Below are 17579 nucleotides of genomic sequence, written 5' to 3' on the forward strand. Positions count from 1 at the left end.
GCAGAACCGGACACGAGGCAGATGAGCAGAATTCTCGGCGCGCTTCTGACCGCGCTTCTCCTGGCGTCCTGCGGCGCCAAAACACAGTATGCCGCGCCGCGCAATCTGGATGACGCCTGCGCGATCGCGACCGAGCGGCCCCACTACTACCGCGCCTTCCGCGCGACGGAACGGAAATGGGGCGTGCCCGTCTCCGTGCAGATGGCGGCCATGTACCAGGAAAGCAAGTTCATAGGCGATGCGCGCACGCCGTTCCGCTACACGCTGGGCGTACTGCCCATGGGTCGGCAAAGCTCCGCCTACGGTTACAGCCAGGCGCTCGACGGCACCTGGGAGGAATACCAGCGCGAGACCGGGGCGCGCCGGGCGCGGCGCGACGATATCCGCGACGCCACCGACTTCATGGGCTGGTACATGACCAAGAGCCGGGAGCGGAACGGCATCCCGCTCAGCGACGCGCGCAACCAGTATCTCGCCTATCACGAGGGCCATACAGGTTTCGCGCGGGGCAGCTACAACGCGAAATCGTGGCTCGTCCGCGTGGCCGACGACGTGCAGACGCGTGCCGTGCTCTACGGGGCCCAGCTTTCGAACTGCCGCGCCGCGCGCTAGCGCTGCCGTGTATTGAGCTGGATGTTGAACAGCCGGTTCGGCAGCGACGGCCCAAGCTCCAGATCGCCCAGCACCACCGTGGTCGAGCCCCCGCCGCTGTCGTTCACCTTCCATTGGCGCAGCTCGACCGGCGGGCCGGTGAAGACGAGCTGGATGTTCCCGTAGTCGGGGTTTTCGGGATCCTGCGCGGTGACGGTCGTCGCACTGCCGTCATGATCGTGCGCGGTCACCATCCGCTCCCGCGAGAGGTCCACCTGCCGTGCGAGGATGATCTTGAGAGGCGTGCGCTCCAGCGGGTAGGTTTCGGGGCCGGAATTGCCCTTGGGGTCGAACACGGCCACGGCGCCGCCCGAGGCCAGCACGAGCGTCTCTTCGGGGGGATCGTATTCGAACCGCACCCGGCCCGGCCGCCGGATATAGATGGTGCCCGTCTGGATCGTGCCGTCGTCGTTGATCTGCGTGAAGGCGCCCCGCGCCGTCTCGAAACTGTTGAGATAGGCGGAGAGCGCCGAAAGCGACAGCTTCTCGGCGGCGGCCGGAAGCGCGGAGGCGAGGGCGAGCCCCGCGGCGAGGAGGACGGACCGCATGTTCATGAATTGCATTTAACCACTGCGCGCAGGCCGCGCATCCGCAATCTCGCTCACTTTGCCGCGAGCGGCGCCGCGTCGCCTGTCGCCCGCGGCCGCTACTGCGGCTCGGGCAACAGGATCTCGCGCTTGCCGACGTGGTTGGCCGCCGTGACGACGCCCGCGTCCTCCATCTGCTCCACGAGCCGGGCGGCCTTGTTGTAGCCGATGCCGAGCTTGCGCTGGACATAGGAGGTCGAGCACTTCCTGTCGCGCGCCACGATCGCCACGGCCTGATCGTAAAGCGAGTCGTCCCCGTCCGTGTTCCCGCCAAGGCCCAGAACCGCGTCGATGTCACCGGACTTTTCGTCATCGGGCCCCTCGACCACCCCCGAGACGTAGTCGGGCGCGCCGTAGGATTTCAGATGGCGGACGATTTCCTCCACTTCCTCGTCGGAAACGAAGGGGCCGTGGCAACGCGTGATGCGGGCGCCGCCGGCCATGTAGAGCATGTCGCCCTGGCCCAGGAGCTGCTCGGCGCCCATCTCGCCCAGGATCGTGCGGCTGTCGATCTTGGAGGTCACCTGGAAGCTGATGCGCGTGGGAAAGTTCGCCTTGATGGTGCCGGTGATCACGTCCACCGACGGGCGCTGCGTGGCCATGATGAGATGGATCCCGCTCGCGCGCGCCATCTGCGCCAGCCGCTGGATGCAGGCCTCGATCTCCTTGCCCGCGACCATCATCAGGTCGGCCATCTCGTCCACGATCACGACGATGTAAGGCATCTTCTCGGGGGCGAACTCCTCCGTCTCGAAGACGGGCTCTCCGGTCTCGTCGTCGAAGCCCGTCTGGACGGTGCGCGAGAACATCTCGCCCTTGGCCAGCGCGTCGGCCACGCGGGAGTTGTAGCCGTCGATGTTGCGCACGCCCATCTTGGACATCTTGCGGTAGCGTTCCTCCATCTCGCCCACGACCCACTTGAGCGCCACGACCGCCTTCTTGGGATCGGTGACCACGGGCGAGAGCAGATGCGGAATGCCGTCATAGACGGAAAGTTCCAGCATCTTCGGGTCGATCATGATGAGACGGCAATCCTCGGGCGTGAGCTTGTAGAGAAGGCTCAGGATCATCGTGTTGATCGCCACCGACTTGCCCGAGCCGGTGGTGCCCGCGATCAGCAGATGCGGCATCTTCGACAGGTTCGCCACCACCGACGCGCCGCCGATGTCCTTGCCCAGCGCGAGCGGCAGTTTCTGCGTGCCGTCCCCGAACTCGCGCGAGGCGAGGATCTCGCGCAGAAGCACCATCTCGCGCTTCTCGTTGGGAAGCTCGATGCCGATGACCGAGCGGCCCGGCACGGTGGAGACCCGCGCCGACAGCGCGGACATCGAGCGCGCGATGTCGTCGGCCAGGTTGATCACGCGGCTCGCCTTCAGCCCCGGCGCGGGCTCGAGCTCGTACATGGTGACGACCGGGCCCGGGCGGACGCTCACGATCTCGCCCTTCACGCCATAGTCGTCGAGCACGCTTTCGAGCATCCGCGCGTTCTGTTCGAGCGCGTCCTCGGACAGGTGGAGCCGCTCGATCGCGGCGGGGTTGGCCAGCAGCCCCAGCGGCGGCAGCTCATAGGACGAGCCTTGCGCCTCGTCGAACTGCAACGAGGGCTGCGCCTCTTCCCGCGCCCGGCGCGAGGGGGCGGGCGCGCGGCGCACCGGCTGCTCCACCTTCGGCCGCGACGGCTGCGCGGCCGGGATCTGCATGGGCTCGGACCGGAATGCCGCCATCTCCTGTGCCTCGTCCCCGTCATCGGGCTCGTCCTCGAAGGCGGTGTGCGGCGTCTCATGCCGATCGGGCCGCGCCGTCAGGGGCGGCTCGGCGGGCGGGACGGGCATGCCCGAGGTCAGAGGCGGCTCTGCCCGGGCCGCCCGCGGGCGGCTCGTGTCCAGCACGAGCGGGTCCGGGCCACGGCCGCGCCCGCCCGTGAGCGATGCCTCGGGCACGATCGTCATGGGCTTGCGCGTGCGGGCGCGGATGGCGTCCGCGATGCGCGCGCGGATGCGGTCCTCTCCCGGCATGGGCTCGTCGTCGTCGCCGGGAAGCATGGTCTCGACCAGCTCGGGCTCCGGCATCGGGTCGGCCCGGCGCACCAGCGCCGGCACCCGCGAGAGCAACCCGCCCGCGGGCGCACGCGGCGGCGGGGCGGGATCCTCCGCGTCGTCGCACGCCACGAGATCGTCGTCCGCGCGACGCGCCGCCGTCTCGGCACGGCGCGCGCGCCACCCTTCCTGCGCGCCGCGCAGCTGCCGCCCCGTGGCGACCAGGCCGCGCGCCGCGCGTCCCAGCAGCGCCACGAGCGCCGCGTAGGTCATCACGAGCCCGAAGAGCAGGAAGCGCAAGGCGGCACGGACCTCGGCGCGGGTGAAGCCCAGCACGAAGGCGCCCATCGCCAGCAGCAGCAACGCCATCACGGCCGAGGCGACCTTCAGCCCCGCGCCCGCGGCAACGGGCGCGACCGTGAGGATTGCGGCGAGCACGGTGTCGCCGAAAAGGCCGCCCATGCCGAACGGGTGGGCCCAGCCCTCGCCCGGCACCAGCGTGGAGGCGTAGACCGAGGCGAAGGCGATCCAGATCGGCGCGAAGACGAGCCGCCCGATCGCACGGTCCTCGCCGCGATGAAGCGCGAAGCGAATCCCCCAGGTGCCCAGCACCACCGCGATGCCCAGGCTGCCCCACCCCACGATCATGAACAGCGGCGCGGCGAGGGTGGCGCCGACGCGGCCCAGCCAGTTCTGTACCGGCGCGTCGGTCGCGCTCATCCAGCTCGGGTCGTCGGGCGTGTAGGACAGGATCATCGCCGCCGCGGCGGCGCCGAGCAGAACCAGGGCGAGGCCCAGAAGTTCCTTGCCCCGGCGCTCGATCGCCATGGCCGTGTCGCTGTCGAAGAACGGATCGCGTCCGCGTGTCTGATACGCCATTCTACCCCTCGTCCTCACGTCCACAGAACCCGGCGCAGGCTTTTCAGACCGCGCCGCAGATCATCCTCGGGGGCGACCATCGCCACCCGGATGAAGCCCGCCCCCGGGTTGCCCACGCCGGTGTCCCGCGCGAGATAGGCGCCCGGCAGGACGCGCAGCCCCGCCTCGCGCCAGAGTTTCACCGCGGCCGCCTCGCCGTCTTCCACCGGAAGCCACAGGAAAAAGCCCGCCGCGGGGCTTTCGTAGCCGGGGATGTCGCCGAGGATCTCGTCGGCCACCGCGTATTTCGCGCGGTAGCGGGCGCGATTCTCCTCGACATGTGTCTCGTCGGCCCAGACCGCCTCGGCGGCGCGTTGCAGCGGCAGCGGCAGGGGCGCGCCGCCATAGGCGCGCAGCTGTTTCATCCGCGCCACGGCCCGGGGCCCGCCGGCCAGCATCCCCGACCGCAGGCCCGGCAGGTTCGATCGCTTCGACAGCGAGTGGAAGGCGACCACACGCTCGGGGTCGGCGCCCATCTCCGCCGCCATCTCGAGCCCGCCTGGCGGCGGCGCGTCGCGGTAGATCTCGGAGTAGCATTCGTCCGACAGGATGCGGAAATCGTGCCGTTCGGCGAGCGCCAGCAGCGCGCGCCAGTCGTCGCGCCCGGCCACCGCGCCCTGGGGGTTCGCGGGCGAGCAGAGATAGACCGCCGCCGCGCGGTCGAGCGTCTCGGCCGGCAGCGAGGCGATGTCGGGCAGATGGCCCGTCTCCGGCGTCGCTGGAACGAGCACGGGCTCGGCCCCCGCCCCCAGCGCCGCCGCCAGGTAGACCTGGTAGAAGGGGTTCGGGATCAGCACCGCCGCGCGCCGGCCCGCCTTCGTCTCGGGCACCAGCGCGAGAGCGGCGTCGAAAAGCCCCTCGCGCGTGCCGTTGAGCGGCATGACCTGCGTCTCCGGGTCCGCGCGCACGCCGAAGCGCCGCGCCAGCCAGTCGGCGTAGGCCGCGCGCAGTTCCGGCGTGCCGTCGTTCGGCGGGTAGCGGCCGAAACCGGCCGACTCGCGCGCGACGATCTCCGTCACGAAGGGCGGGAACGGGTGCTGCGGCTCCCCGATCGACATGTTCACGACCTCCCCGCCCGGCGCATGGCCGTCGAGCAGCGCCCGCAGACGCGGGAACGCGTAGGGAGGGAGGGTCGAGAACCTCTCGGAAAACATGCTCTTGCTGCCTCGGGCTACGGGATCGTTGACGCCCCGTTTGCGGGGCACGATACGAAATCCCCCCTGCCCCGTCCAGCCAAAGCCCCGCACGACGGGGGCTTGTGGCCTCGCGGCCATAGCGGCGCGAAACGAGTGGCTCAGGCGGCCAGAACGACCTCCGCCGCGGAGCCGAGCCGCAGGAGCCTGCGCTCGGCCGTCGGCGGCGCCAGGAGTTGCAGCCCGCAGGACGGATGGCCGGTGGGCAGGGTGAGCGCGGCAAGCCCCATCAGGTTGCCGATGCGGGTGTTGCGCAGCGTCATCAGGTTTTCGGTGCGGTAATAGGCGTCCTCGGTCTCGAGCCGCGCCAGTTCGGGCGGCATGATCGGCACGGTCGGCGCCAGCACCGCGTCGAAGCCCGCCGTGGCGCGCGCCCAGACCCCGCGCAGACGCTCCAGCGTCCGCCAGGCGGCGACGTAGTCCGCGGCGCCGTGCTCGGCCCCGCCGCGGAACCGCGCGAGGATCTCGGGAAACATCGCCTCGGGACGCGCCTCTATGGTCTCGCGCCAGACGCCGTAGGCCTCGGACGTGTAGAGGATGCCGGAGAGCGCCATCGCCTCCTCGAGCTCCGGCACCGCAAGCTCGACGATCTCGGCGCCGGCGCCCTCCAGCCGGGCCAGCGCATCGGCGTGGGCCGCGGCCGGCCCCTCGCGCAGCTCGTCGAGCGCGACCGTGCTCAGCGCGGCGAAGCGGCGCCCCGACAGGTCGGCGCCGGCAAGATCCGCGGGCGCCCCGCCCTCGAGCGCGGACAGCATCAGCGCCGCGTCCTCCACCGTGCGCGTCAGCGGCCCCACCGTGTCGAAACGCGGGGCGAGCGGCACGACGCCCGAAAGCGAAAGCCGCCCCGAGGTCGTCTTCAGTCCGACGAGGTCGTTCCACGCCGCGGGAACCCGCACCGATCCGCCGGTGTCCGAGCCCACCGCGGCCGCCGCCAGGCCGAAGGCGACCGACGCCGCGGCCCCCGAAGAGGAGCCGCCCGGCGCCGCCCCGGGGTCGTTCACGCAGGGCGGCGTCCCGGTCACCGGGTTGTAGCCCAGCCCGGAGAAGGCGAATTCCGACATGTGGGTCTTGCCGAGGCAGACGAGGCCCAGCGCGGTCGCGTTTTCCAGCACCTCGGCGTCGCGGTCGGGCACGCGCCCGGCAAGAAGCGCGCTTCCCGCCTCCGTGGCCGTGCCGGCCGTGTCGAAGAGATCCTTCCAGCTTACGGGCACACCGTCGAGCGGCGAGCGTCGCAGACCCGCCGCCGCGCGCTCCGATGCGGCCTGCGCCTCGGCGCGGGCGCGTCGGGGCGTGAGCCGCGCATAGATGCGCCCGCTGTCGGGATGCGCTTCGATCGCGTCCAGAAAGACCTCGGTCAGCGCCACGGGGTCGATTTCGCCTGCCCCGATGCCACGCCCGAGCGACGCCGCGCTCATCCCCCGCCACTCGTCCATCGCCATCCCTCCGTTGCGCTCGGAGGCGAGGCTAGCGGCGGCACGGCGCATGGACAATCCCGGGCGCCCGGTCATATTTCCCCCCATGACACATGATGCGGATATCCTCGTTGCCGGCGGCGGCCTCACGGGCACGGCGCTGGCGCTCGCGCTGGCCCGCGGCGGGCACTCCGTCGCGCTGATCGACCCCGCCCCGGCAAAAGCGCGCGCCACGCCAGGTTTCGACGGCCGGTCCTATGCGCTCGCCCTCGCCTCGCGGCGGCTTCTGGCGGCCCTCGGCGTCTGGGACGCGGTGGCCGAGGACGCGCAACCCATCGAGCGAATCGCCGTGAGCGACGGGCGCGCGGGGGAGGGCGCCTCGCCCCTTCACCTGATCTTCGACCATGCCGAGATCGAGGAAGGCCCGATGGGCCACATGGTGGAGGATCGCCACCTGCGGCCCGCGCTGCTGGCCGCCGTGGCGGACGATCCGCGCATCGCCCATGTCGAGGGGGACAGCGTCACGGCGCAGACGCCCGGCCCGGCCGGGGTGACGGTCACGCTCGCGTCGGGACGCACGCTCTCGGGCGCCTTGCTCGTGGGCTGCGACGGAATGGCGAGCGGGACCGCGACCCGGGCGGGGATCCGGCGCACCGGCTGGCGCTACGGCCAGACCGCGCTCGTCTGCGCAATCGCCCATGAACGCGACCACGGCGGCTGCGCGCACCAGTTCTTCATGCCCCCCGGGCCGCTCGCGATCCTTCCGCTGAAGGGGCGGCGTTCCTCGATCGTCTGGACGGAGGAGGACGCCACGGCGCGCGAGATCCAGTCGATGGACGACGAGGGATATCTTTCGGTCCTTCGCCCCCGCTTCGGGGATTTCCTGGGAGAGATCGCGCTGGCTGGGGATCGCTATACCTATCCCCTGACACTCAGCCTCGCGCAGAGTTTCGTGGCGGCGCGTGTGGCGCTTGCCGGCGACGCGGCGCACCGGGTGCATCCCATCGCGGGCCAGGGCCTCAACGCCGGGCTGCGCGACGTGGGCGCACTGGCCCATGTGCTGGCCGAGGCGCGGCGGCGCGGAGAGGACATCGGCAGCACCCAGGTTCTGCTGCGCTACCAGCGCTGGCGGCGCTGGGACACCGCGACCCTCGCACTGGCCACGGACGGCTTCAACCGGCTCTTCTCGAACGACAACCCGATCCTGCGGCTGGGCCGCGACCTCGGGCTGGGCGCGGTGAACGCGGTGCCGGGCCTGCGTCGGGCCTTCATCCGGGAGGCGGCCGGCCTGACCGGAGAGCTACCGGATCTCATGCGCTGAAAGGGGAAGGAGGGCCCGCGCTTCCGGCAGCACTGCCCCGGCCCGCTCAGTCGAGTTTGCGGGCCTCGTCCACCAGCATCACCGGGATGCCGTCGCGGATCGGGAAAGCCAGCCCGGCGGCCTCCGATACCAGCTCCTGTCGCGAGGCGTCGTAGGACAGGCGGCCATGGCTCACCGGGCAGATCAGCGCCTCCAGCATGTGGCGATCGAAATCCCGGCTGCGCTCGGTGGCGGGCGTCGGTTCGGTCATTGCATCAGCTCTCCGCCACCCTCGCCGCCACGCAGCGTGTACTCGATCAGCGTCACGAGCGTCTCGCGCCGGGTGCTGAGACTCGGCGCCTCCAGGAGCGCCTGCTTGTCCTCTGGCTCGAAGTCGAGAAGCATCGAAAGCGAGTTCACGAGCAACTCGTCCTCGGCTTCCTTGAGCGAGTCCCAATCGGTCGACAGGTTCCGCGCCGCGAAGTAGCGCCCCAGAAGGTCGAGAAAGCGACTGCGGTCGAAGTTCGGATCATGCTCCGTCTTGCCGAGATCGTTGTCGAACCCCGTCCAGCTGACGCGCGCGCGGCGGTAGGGGGTGAAGCCCTCCACCTCTTCCAGCACGCGGTAGCGGGACATTCCCGACAGCGTGATCATGTAGCGCCCGTCCTCGGTTTCGGAGAACTGGGTGAGGCGCCCGGCGCACCCGATCCTCTGCAGCGGCGCGGGGTCCTGCTTTCCCGGGCCCGGGCATGGTTGCACCATGCCGATCAGCCGCTCCGGCGTCTTGAGGCAGTCCTCCACCATCGCGAGGTAGCGCGGCTCGAATATGTGCAGCGGCAGGCGCGCGCGCGGCAAAAGCAGCGCGCCCGGCAATGGAAAGACCGGAATCGTATCCGGAAGATCGGCTGGCTTTGTCATGCGCATCGAGCTAGCCCGCCCCATGCCTCAGGCAAATATCATGGAGCTCAACCTGCGGCGGCCGTTCAGCACCACCGGATCGTTGGGCTTCAGGGCCTCGAAGATGGTGAAAAGCTGCGCCTTGGCGGCGCCGTCGTTCCACTCGCGATCGCGGCGGAAAAGCTCGAGCAGCTGGTCCACGGCGCCGGCCGCGTCGCCCTTGGCGTAGAGCGCCTGGGCCAGATCGAAGCGCGCCTGAAGATCGTCGGGATCGGCCTCGACCCTGGCATGTAGCTCCGCGACAGGGCCCGCCCCCTCGGCCTGGCGCGCCAGCTCGAGCTGCGCGGCGGCCGACTCGAGTTCGTGCGCCTTGGAGATGCTGGCGGGCGCGCCGTTCAGGATTGCCTCCGCCTGGTCGAGCTCGCCCAGGGCGATGTGCGCCCGCACCAGCCCGCCATAGGCGGCCGCGTTCTCCTCTTCCTCGCCGAGGATCGCCGCGAAGGTCTGGGCGGCGTCGGCGGCCGCGCCATCCGCGAGCATCTGCTCCGCCGCTTCCAGCGCCTCGCCGAGGCCACCCGAGGCGTCGCCGCCCGCCGCCTCGACCACGCGGTCGATGAATTGCTTGATCTCGGAGGCGGGCAAGGCGCCCTGGAACCCGTCGATCGGCTGGCCCTTCCAGAAGGCGTAGACCGTGGGGATCGACTGGATGCGCAGCTGGCCCGCGATCATCTGGTTCTCGTCCACGTTCACCTTGGCCATGCGCACCGCGCCGCGCGCCGCCGTGACCGCCGCCTCCAGCGCGGGGCCGAGCGTCTTGCAGGGGCCGCACCACGGCGCCCAGAAATCGACGATGACGGGCACCTCCTGGGAGGCGTCCACCACCTCCGCCATGAAGGTCTGCTCGTCCACGTCCTTGATAAGGTCCGTTGCCGGCGCCGCCGCGGCGCCTCCGCCCAGTTCGATCATTCTGTCACCCTCGAATTCGCTTTCGCCTGAATATGGACCCGCCGGGCCCGTCTTCCAAGATGTCGCGCCCGCCCGTCAGAAATCGAAGGAGGCGAACACCGGGGCGTGATCCGACGGCTTCTCCCAGCCACGGACATGGCGCAGGACCCGGCTGGAATGCGCGGCGCCCGCGATGTCGGACGTCGCCCAGACGTGATCGAGCCGCCGGCCCCTGTCGGACGCCTCCCAGTCGCGTGCCCGGTAGGACCACCAGGAATAGAGCCGGCCCTCGGGGATGTCGCGGCGGGTGACGTCGGTGAAGCGGCCCGCCTCCAGCACGCCGGCCAGATGCTCCACCTCCACGGGCGTGTGGCTGACGACCTTCAGAAGCTCCTTGTGCGACCAGACGTCGTCCTCGCGCGGGGCGATGTTGAGATCGCCGACGAGGATCGTCTTTCCCGGCTTCTCGGCATGCAGCCAGTCGCGCATGTCGGTGAGGTAGTCGAGCTTCTGGCCGAATTTCACGTTCACCTCGCGGTCGGGCACGTCCCCGCCGGCGGGAACGTAGAAATTATGGATCACCACACCGTTCTCCAGCCGGCCGGCGACATGCCGGGCGTGGCCGAGCCCCGCCATGTCGAGATCGCCCGCGTCCTCGATCGGCAGCTTCGACAGGATCGCCACGCCGTTGTAGCCCTTCTCGCCCCGCGCGACCATGTGCCGGTAGCCCAGCTCGGCGAAGGCGTCGCGCGGGATCTTGTCGACCGGGCTCTTGCATTCCTGAAGGCACAGGATGTCTGGCGCCTCCTCCGCCATCAGCCGCGCCACGAGGCCCGCCCGCAGGCGGACGGAGTTGATGTTCCATGTGGCAAGCGTGACAGACATGCGCAGCTCCTTCTTCACGGCGCGCGGACCCTAATCAGCCGGGCGGGGGAGGTCCAGCGTGGCGACGGGCCGGGCCGCGCGTGGCGCCGCCCATCCGCAGACCCGTCCTCCGGTGGGTAGAAAAAAGGCCGGGCGCGAGGCCCGGCCGAGTCCAACAGGGAGGTGCATGTCATGACCCGGACATGCGCGGGAGTCCTTGTTTGCCACCATAAAAGATGCACTCGTCGTGCCACATTGATCTGGCTCAAAAAAGCCGGCCGTCACGCCACCAGGCGGTAACCGCCGCTTTCGGTCACCAGCAGCCGCGCGTTGGAGGGGTCCGGTTCGATCTTCTGGCGCAGGCGATAGATATGCGTCTCCAGCGTGTGCGTGGTCACGCCCGCGTTGTAGCCCCAGACCTCGTGCAGCAGCACGTCGCGCGGCACCACGGCTTCCGGCGAGCGGTAGAGGAACTTGAGGATGTTCGTCTCCTTCTCGGTGAGACGGATCTTGCGGTCGTCCTCTGTGATCAGCATCTTCATCGCCGGCTTGAAGGTGTAGGGCCCGAGCGAGAAGATCGCGTCCTCGGACTGCTCGTGCTGGCGAAGCTGGGCGCGGATCCGTGCAAGGAGCACCGGGAACTTGAAGGGTTTCGAGACGTAATCGTTCGCCCCCGCGTCGAGGCCCAGGATGGTGTCGGCGTCGCTGTCGTGCCCTGTGAGCATGATGATCGGGCTTTTCACGCCCTGCTTGCGCATCCGCTTGCAAAGCTCGCGGCCATCGGTGTCGGGAAGACCGACATCGAGTATGACCAGATCGAAGATCTGTGCCTTCACACGCTCCATGGATTGCGTGCCGCTGTCCGCCTCGAAGACCTCGAAGTCCTCGGTCATGACCAGCTGTTCCGAAAGCGCCTCGCGAAGATCGTCGTCGTCGTCGACAAGAAGAATGTTCTTGAGCTGGGGCATCGGGATACGTCCTCCTCCTCTGCCTGACCGAGATGCGCAAGCCGGCAGGGGGTGACAAGATTTGCTGCAAACGTCTCACGCTGTCGTGTAACCGCATGAGGAATTGTTTCATGTCGCGGCAGACGTATCTAGAACGGGTGCCTCTGGACCGCGCGCCTCTGCGGGGGCACGTCACGAACCGAAGGATGCCATGAGCCTCGCGCCAGACCTTGTCGAACAGATCGCGCGTGCCCGCGCAGACCTGCGCATGGGCGTGGGCGTGGTGCTGACGGGCGCGGGGCGGGGGGCGCTGGTGCTGGCCGCCGAGACGCTGCGCCGTGAACGGCTGGAGGCCGTGACGGCGCTTGGCGCGGCCCCGAGCCTTGCGATCACGCGGCGCCGGGCCGAGACGCTCAAGGCGCGGGTCTATGACGAGGATCTCGCCCGCGTGCGCCTGCCCGCGGACGCCGATCTGGGCTGGATCCACGCCGTGGCGGATCCGGCCGACGATCTCGCCCGCCCGATGAAGGGCCCCCTCGTGTCCGAGCGGGGCGGCGACGCGGCGATGCACCGCACAGCGCTGCGGCTGGTGAAATCGGCCCATCTGCTTCCCGCCGCACTGGTGGCGGATCTCGCCGATCCGCAGGCGTTCGCCGCCGCGCACGGGCTGACGCTGCTGCCCGCCGGGCTCGCCGATCCGGTGCTCGCCGCGGTCAGCCCGCTTCACACGGTGGCGCAGGCGCGCCTGCCGGTGGAGGCCGCGGGTGCCGGGCGGCTCCACGTCTTCCGGCCCGAGGACGGCAGCGAGGAGCACTACGCCTTCGAGATCGGCAAGCCCCACCGCGATCGCCCCGTGCTCGCCCGGCTTCACTCGGCCTGTTTCACCGGCGACGTGCTGGGCAGCCTCAAATGCGATTGCGGCGCGCAGTTGCGCGGCGCGCTCGCCCAGATGGGCGCGGAGGGCGCGGGCGTGCTTCTCTACCTCAACCAGGAGGGGCGCGGCATCGGCCTGGCCAACAAGATGCGCGCCTATTCCCTGCAGGACCAGGGTTTCGACACGGTGGAGGCCAACCACCGGCTGGGCTTCGAGGACGACGAGCGCGACTTTCGCATCGGCTCGGACATCCTGCGGCGCATGGGTTTCACGGAGGTGCGGCTGATGACGAACAACCCCGCGAAACTGCACATGATGGAGGCCTGCGGCCTTACCGTTGCCGAGCGCGTGCCGCTCAGCGTCGGCCGCCGGGCCGAGAACGAGGGCTACCTCGCCACGAAGGCCGCGAAATCGGGGCACCTGCTGTGACGGGCAGCGCCGGGGACATGGTGCTGACACCGCGCGGGCTGCGCTTCCGCGGGCGGCTCTACCCCTGCGCGATCGGCCGGACCGGCGTCACGGGGGCCAAGCGCGAGGGGGACGGCGCCACCCCGCGCGGCACCCACCGGATCGTGGGGATGCTCTACCGCCCGGACCGGATGGCGCCGCCCGCCGACTGGGCGGTGCCGATCAGGCCGGGCGATCTGTGGTCCGACGACCCGCGCCACGAGGATTACAACCTCATGGTCCGCGCGCCCTATCCCTGGAGCCACGAGGCGCTCCGCCGGCCCGATCCGCTTTACGATCTGGTGCTGGTCACCGACTGGAACTGGCCGCGGGCCGAACGCGGCCGCGGATCATGCATCTTCATCCACCAGTGGCGGCGACCGGGCTATCCCACGGCGGGCTGCGTCGCGCTGCGGCGCGATCACCTGCGCGAGGTCGCGGCGCGGATCGGCCACGACACGCGGCTGATCGTGCCCTGACGCTCACGCCCCTTCGTCGCGCGCCCCGAAGATCGCGCTGCCCACGCGCACATGGGTCGCGCCGAAGGAAATCGCCTTCTCGAAATCGTCGCTCATCCCCATGGAGAGGCCCGCGAGGCCGTTGCGCTCCGCGATCTTGGCCAGAAGCGCGAAGTGCAGGCTCGGCTCCTCCTCGACCGGCGGGATGCACATCAGCCCCTCGACCGGCAGGTCGAGCCCGCGGCATTCGGCGATGAAACCGTCCGCCTCGGCGGGCGGGATGCCGGCCTTCTGCGGCTCTTCGCCGGTGTTGACCTGCACGAAAAGCTTCGGGCAGTGGCCGATCTCCTGCGCGAGGCGCGCGAGTGTCCGCGCGAGCTTCGGCCGGTCCACCGAGTGGATCGCCTGCACAAGCTCCATCGCCTGGCGCGCCTTGTTGGTCTGCAAGGGCCCGACCAGGTGCACCTCCACCCCGTCGTAGCGCTCGCGGAAGGCGGGCCACTTCTCCGCGGCCTCCTGCACGCGGTTCTCGCCGAAGACGCGGTGCCCGGCCTCCAGAACCGCCTCCACACGCTCCAGCGGCTGCTTCTTCGACACGGCGACCAGCGTGACGGAGCCGTCTTCGCGGCCCGCGGCGAATTCCGCGGCGGCGATTCGCTCCCGGATGTCCTGCAATCCGCTCATGCCGTCCTTTCCCATTCCTCGAGGAAGGGCGCGAGCTCCGCCTCGTAGCGCCGCCACGCCTCGGCGGAGCTCTTGTAGATCGGCTGGCGCACCTGATGAAGCGACAGCGTCTTCACCGAGCCGGCCGCCTTGTGGAAATCGAGACAGCCCGGCTCCCAGTCGAGGCCGGCCGCGGCGACGAGGGCGCGCGCCTGCGGCTCGGGATCGGAGACCAGATCCTCGTAGCCGACCTCGTGGATCACGCCGGGCAGGCGCGCCTTCCACGCCTCGAGGATGCGCCCGTAAAGACGCATGTAGCGGGCGATGTCGCGCAGATCGTTGGAATAGCGGTGGGTGCCGCCCTGGAAGTGATTCTTGTAGATCGAGAGCGCCACGTCGCGCGGATCGCGCCGCACTGCCACGAAGCGCGCGCCCGGAAGCACGCGCGCGAGATAGCCGACAAGCTGGAAGGTCTGGATCGACTTGTCGGTCACGCGCGCGTCGAATCGCACCTCCGCGCGCACCCGCGCCTCGTAGGCGGCGGCGAAATCGAGATGCGTGCGGGGATGGGCCTTCGACACGGGCGTGAAGGCGCGGCCGGCCTGGAAGCGGCGGTAGAATTCGTCGAGCGCGAGGCCCAGCTCGCCGCCGGCCTCCACGGTGGAATGGGCCGCCACGATCTGCTCGACCAGCGTGGTGCCCGAGCGCGGCAGCCCGATCACGAAGACGGGCCGGAAATCCTCTGCGGCGGCGGGCACCTTCGACAGATCGTCCATCGCGGCATGAAGCAGGTCGATCTCGACCGCGCGCTCGTCGAAATCGAAGGGAAACGCCCTGCGCTGCAACGCGTTGGCCGTGTCGAGATAGCCGAACACCCGGTCGTGGCGCTTGGTGTCCTCCATCGCCTTGGCCAGCGCGAAGGCCAGCTGGCAGCGCGCGCCCTCGGTCAGGTCGTCGCGGGCATAGACCTGCTCCATCTCGGCGATCAGCGGGTCGCCGGGCGCGAGTTTCCGTGTCGCGCCGACCATGCGGTAAAGCTCCCCCTGCGCGGGGTTGTGGCGGATGGCGGTCATGAACTCGGTCTCCGCCGCGTCGAAATCGCCCATCTGCTGAAGAAGAAGCGCCTTGTCGGCGCGCGGCTTGGGCGCCTTGGGGCGGGCGGCGATCAGCCGGTCATAGGTCTTCAGCGCGGCCTCGGGGCGGCCGGCCGCCTCCTCGATCTGCGCCTGAAGGGCGAGAAGCGCGGGCTCCCCGGGTTTCAGCCGCGCTGCGGTCTTCAGGTGTTTCGCGGCGGCGTCGAGGTCGCGCTCGGCCAGGGCGATGCGGGCAAGGTGGTAATGCGGCTCCGGCGCGCGGGGCGCGGCGCGGGTCAGGTCGGCGTAAAGGCGCCGCGCCTCGGCCAGCCGGCCCTTGGCGTGAAGCGCGCCGGCCTTCGCGAAAGCGGCCTTGATCTGCTGGGGCGTGGGCGGGGGCATGGCGGGCTCCGTGGGTCGCCGCCAAGTAACACCCCGAGCGCGCAAAAGAAAAGAGCGGGCCGCGAGGGCCCGCTCTTCGGTAGTCGGGGATCGTGACGCTTAGAAGCTCATCGAGAGGCCGAGCGACCAGGTCTCCACGTCGTCACCAACCGCGCTGGGCACGTTGGTGTTGCCGTAGCCGGCCTGGGCCTGAAGGCCGCCACCGAGGTCGTACTGGGCGGCGAGGCCGAAGCCGTCGATGTTATCAGCACTGTCAAAGTTGGTCTGGCCGTAGTTGGCCTCGACCGACAGGTTGTTGAAGTCGTAACCCGCACCGATGGTCCAGCGCTCAGCATCACCGGTGACCGTGGCCTGCTTCGCCTCGTCAATGCTAATGCTTTCGTAGTTTGCCGCCAACTTCAGACCGTTGTCAAAGCCGGCGCCGACGCTCAGGCCCCAGGCGGATTCAATGCCGAGAAAGGGCTGCGCCCCTGCAACAACCCGACCATTATTTTCGTCATGTGACATGAAGCCGGCGCCGAAGTCGAGGTCCACGCCCGTCAGTTCCAGGCCGTAGGAAACGCCGATGCCCCAGATCGGGTTGAGATCGTTCGCGCTGTCGTCCTGCTCGACCGAGATCGACGCGCCGAAGGCGCCCATGTCGTAGTCGAGGCGGGCGATCTGGCCGTCGTAGGCTCCATCGGCCCCGTTCGTGGTGTTGAAGCCGCCATGCGCGGTGTGATCGTCCGTCAGCGAGCCGCCCCAGGAGGCCTCGTCCACGCGCTGGTCGTAGGCGCCGTTGATCTCACCCATGGTGAAGGTGACGGGGCCCGAGGAGACGAACGCGAACTCGTTGTCGAAGCCCGGCGTGCCGTTGACACGGTCGTTGCCGTTGCTGTCGTCGATCTCGAACGACATGCCGAAGGAGATGCCGTTGTCGGTCTCGCCCACGGCGTCGATCTGGATGCCGATGTCGTTGTGCAGACGCGTCTTGTTCCGGTCGACAGGGTCAGTGATGGGACCCGAGCCGGTCGCGACATCGGGGAACCCGCTGCCGCCGGCGATACCGATTTCGGCGAAGCCCGAGATGGAGATGCCCAGGTCCTGGGCGGATGCCACGCCGGCCGAGGCGACCAGGGCGGTGGTGGCGAAGAGAACTTTCTTCATTTTTTCCCTCATGTGTTCAAGGATCGTCCCAATCCGGTGCCCCGGATGCGATGAGGGGTGAATGCACCCTGGGGGGGTCCGTTGGCAAGCGGTGGCGCCGGGCGCGGACCAACACGTCCCCAAGTGATGCGCGTTTGCCACAAGGCGTGTGCGTGACGCTGCGGCACCCGCGGGCCGCCCCGCCGCCCCCGCATCCGGCCCGCCGGAACGCTGCCGCCTTGTCGCGGCGCGGACGGGCGGTTAAGGAGACAAACGAGAGTTGTCAGGAGCGGCCCATGGCTATCTTCACCCCCCGGTTTCTGGTGCTCGCCGCGGCGGCGCTCGCCCTGACGGCCTGCGGGTCGCGGCAGGCGCCGGTGGAAACCCGCAGCCCGCAGGACATCATCGACGCGGAGCGGCAGCAGGGCGCGCGCCCCCGCTCCAGCATATGGGACGTGTTCCGGCGCAACAGCGACGAGCAGGTGACGCAGGTCAACCGCTATATCTGGCAGGCCTCCACCGACGTGCTGAACTTTCTTCCCGTGGACTCGGTCGATCCCTTCACCGGCGTGATCGTGACCGGATTCGGCACGCCGCCCGGCGGCGGTCGGGCCTATCGCGCGACGATCTACGTCTCGGACCCCGCGCTCGACGCGCGATCGCTGCGCGTGGCGCTTCAGACCCGCGACGGCCGGCCCGTCGCCACCAGCACGCAGCGCGCGGTGGAAGACGCGATTCTCGCCCGCGCACGCCAGCTTCGCCAGCGCGACGCGGGCTTCTGAGGCCC

General features: G+C 69.8%; 17 protein-coding genes. 5 read left to right on the forward strand and 12 right to left on the reverse strand.

All coding sequences use genetic code 11. The annotated features are described in order from the left end of the window. Positions 1-21: 21 nt before the first annotated feature. A complete protein-coding gene (locus AB6A69_RS12545; RefSeq protein WP_371055172.1) occupies positions 22-612 on the forward strand; it encodes a lytic transglycosylase in 591 nt (196 codons plus the stop codon). On the opposite strand, the gene AB6A69_RS12550 is transcribed toward AB6A69_RS12545, so the two are convergent. The 4 genes from AB6A69_RS12550 to AB6A69_RS12565 all read right to left on the reverse strand — a co-directional run bounded on the left by AB6A69_RS12550 (position 609) and on the right by AB6A69_RS12565 (position 6818). After that, positions 609-1205, reverse strand: coding sequence for an outer membrane lipoprotein carrier protein LolA (locus tag AB6A69_RS12550; protein WP_371061023.1), 597 nt, complete (start codon positions 1203-1205; stop codon positions 609-611). The genes AB6A69_RS12545 and AB6A69_RS12550 overlap by 4 nt on opposite strands. A 92-nt stretch (positions 1206-1297) precedes the next feature. Continuing rightward, on the reverse strand, positions 1298-4153 hold the full coding sequence (locus AB6A69_RS12555) for a DNA translocase FtsK 4TM domain-containing protein (protein WP_371061024.1): 2856 nt from the start codon (positions 4151-4153) through the stop codon (positions 1298-1300). 14 nt (positions 4154-4167) lie between these two features. Further along, positions 4168-5346, reverse strand: coding sequence for an aminotransferase class I/II-fold pyridoxal phosphate-dependent enzyme (locus AB6A69_RS12560; RefSeq protein WP_371061025.1), 1179 nt, complete (start codon positions 5344-5346; stop codon positions 4168-4170). Between the two features lie 140 nt (positions 5347-5486). Next, a complete protein-coding gene (locus tag AB6A69_RS12565; RefSeq protein WP_371061026.1) occupies positions 5487-6818 on the reverse strand; it encodes an amidase in 1332 nt (443 codons plus the stop codon). A gap of 49 nt (positions 6819-6867) precedes the next feature. Here AB6A69_RS12565 and AB6A69_RS12570 point away from each other — a divergent pair, with 49 nt between their 5' ends. Beyond that, positions 6868-8118 carry an FAD-dependent monooxygenase gene (locus AB6A69_RS12570; RefSeq protein ID WP_371061027.1) on the forward strand — a complete coding sequence of 417 codons (1251 nt, stop codon included), beginning with the start codon at positions 6868-6870 and terminating at the stop codon, positions 8116-8118. A 46-nt stretch (positions 8119-8164) separates the two neighbouring features. Here the strand turns inward: AB6A69_RS12570 and AB6A69_RS12575 are convergent, their stop codons facing one another. From AB6A69_RS12575 to AB6A69_RS12595, 5 genes are all read right to left on the reverse strand, one after another. Next, a complete protein-coding gene (locus AB6A69_RS12575) occupies positions 8165-8368 on the reverse strand; it encodes a Trm112 family protein (RefSeq protein WP_371055177.1) in 204 nt (67 codons plus the stop codon). After that, positions 8365-9015: an LON peptidase substrate-binding domain-containing protein gene (locus AB6A69_RS12580; protein ID WP_371055178.1), complete on the reverse strand. Its 651-nt coding sequence runs from the start codon at positions 9013-9015 to the stop codon at positions 8365-8367. Before AB6A69_RS12580 ends, AB6A69_RS12575 begins: the two co-directional genes overlap by 4 nt. A 27-nt stretch (positions 9016-9042) precedes the next feature. Next, positions 9043-9960, reverse strand: a complete 918-nt coding sequence (locus tag AB6A69_RS12585; RefSeq protein WP_371061028.1) for a tetratricopeptide repeat protein — start codon at positions 9958-9960, stop codon at positions 9043-9045. 75 nt (positions 9961-10035) lie between these two features. Next, a complete protein-coding gene (locus tag AB6A69_RS12590; RefSeq protein WP_371061029.1) occupies positions 10036-10824 on the reverse strand; it encodes an exodeoxyribonuclease III in 789 nt (262 codons plus the stop codon). Positions 10825-11084: 260 nt separating this feature from the next. After that, complete coding sequence (locus AB6A69_RS12595; protein WP_371038245.1) at positions 11085-11771, reverse strand: response regulator transcription factor; 687 nt, start codon at positions 11769-11771, stop codon at positions 11085-11087. Between the two features lie 190 nt (positions 11772-11961). On the opposite strand from AB6A69_RS12595, the gene ribA reads away from it, so the two are divergent. Next, positions 11962-13053, forward strand: a complete 1092-nt coding sequence (gene ribA / locus AB6A69_RS12600) for a GTP cyclohydrolase II (protein ID WP_371055180.1) — start codon at positions 11962-11964, stop codon at positions 13051-13053. Positions 13054-13070: 17 nt separating this feature from the next. Next, complete coding sequence (locus tag AB6A69_RS12605) at positions 13071-13550, forward strand: L,D-transpeptidase (RefSeq protein ID WP_371055181.1); 480 nt, start codon at positions 13071-13073, stop codon at positions 13548-13550. Positions 13551-13553: 3 nt separating this feature from the next. On the opposite strand, the gene AB6A69_RS12610 is transcribed toward AB6A69_RS12605, so the two are convergent. The 3 genes from AB6A69_RS12610 to AB6A69_RS12620 all read right to left on the reverse strand — a co-directional run bounded on the left by AB6A69_RS12610 (position 13554) and on the right by AB6A69_RS12620 (position 16813). Further along, complete coding sequence (locus tag AB6A69_RS12610; RefSeq protein WP_371061030.1) at positions 13554-14213, reverse strand: YggS family pyridoxal phosphate-dependent enzyme; 660 nt, start codon at positions 14211-14213, stop codon at positions 13554-13556. Beyond that, positions 14210-15667: a tetratricopeptide repeat protein gene (locus AB6A69_RS12615; RefSeq protein ID WP_371061031.1), complete on the reverse strand. Its 1458-nt coding sequence runs from the start codon at positions 15665-15667 to the stop codon at positions 14210-14212. The genes AB6A69_RS12610 and AB6A69_RS12615 overlap by 4 nt, the downstream gene beginning before the upstream one ends. 99 nt (positions 15668-15766) lie before the next feature. Then, the gene (locus AB6A69_RS12620; RefSeq protein ID WP_371061032.1) at positions 15767-16813 is read right to left on the reverse strand and encodes a porin; all 1047 of its coding nucleotides are present in this window, start codon (positions 16811-16813) and stop codon (positions 15767-15769) included. A gap of 275 nt (positions 16814-17088) precedes the next feature. On the opposite strand from AB6A69_RS12620, the gene AB6A69_RS12625 reads away from it, so the two are divergent. Then, the gene (locus tag AB6A69_RS12625) at positions 17089-17574 is read left to right on the forward strand and encodes a DUF3576 domain-containing protein (RefSeq protein WP_371061033.1); all 486 of its coding nucleotides are present in this window, start codon (positions 17089-17091) and stop codon (positions 17572-17574) included. Positions 17575-17579: the final 5 nt, after the last annotated feature.

It is taken from the genome of Rhodosalinus sp. 5P4, assembly GCF_041365695.1.
Lineage (GTDB): Bacteria > Pseudomonadota > Alphaproteobacteria > Rhodobacterales > Rhodobacteraceae > Rhodosalinus.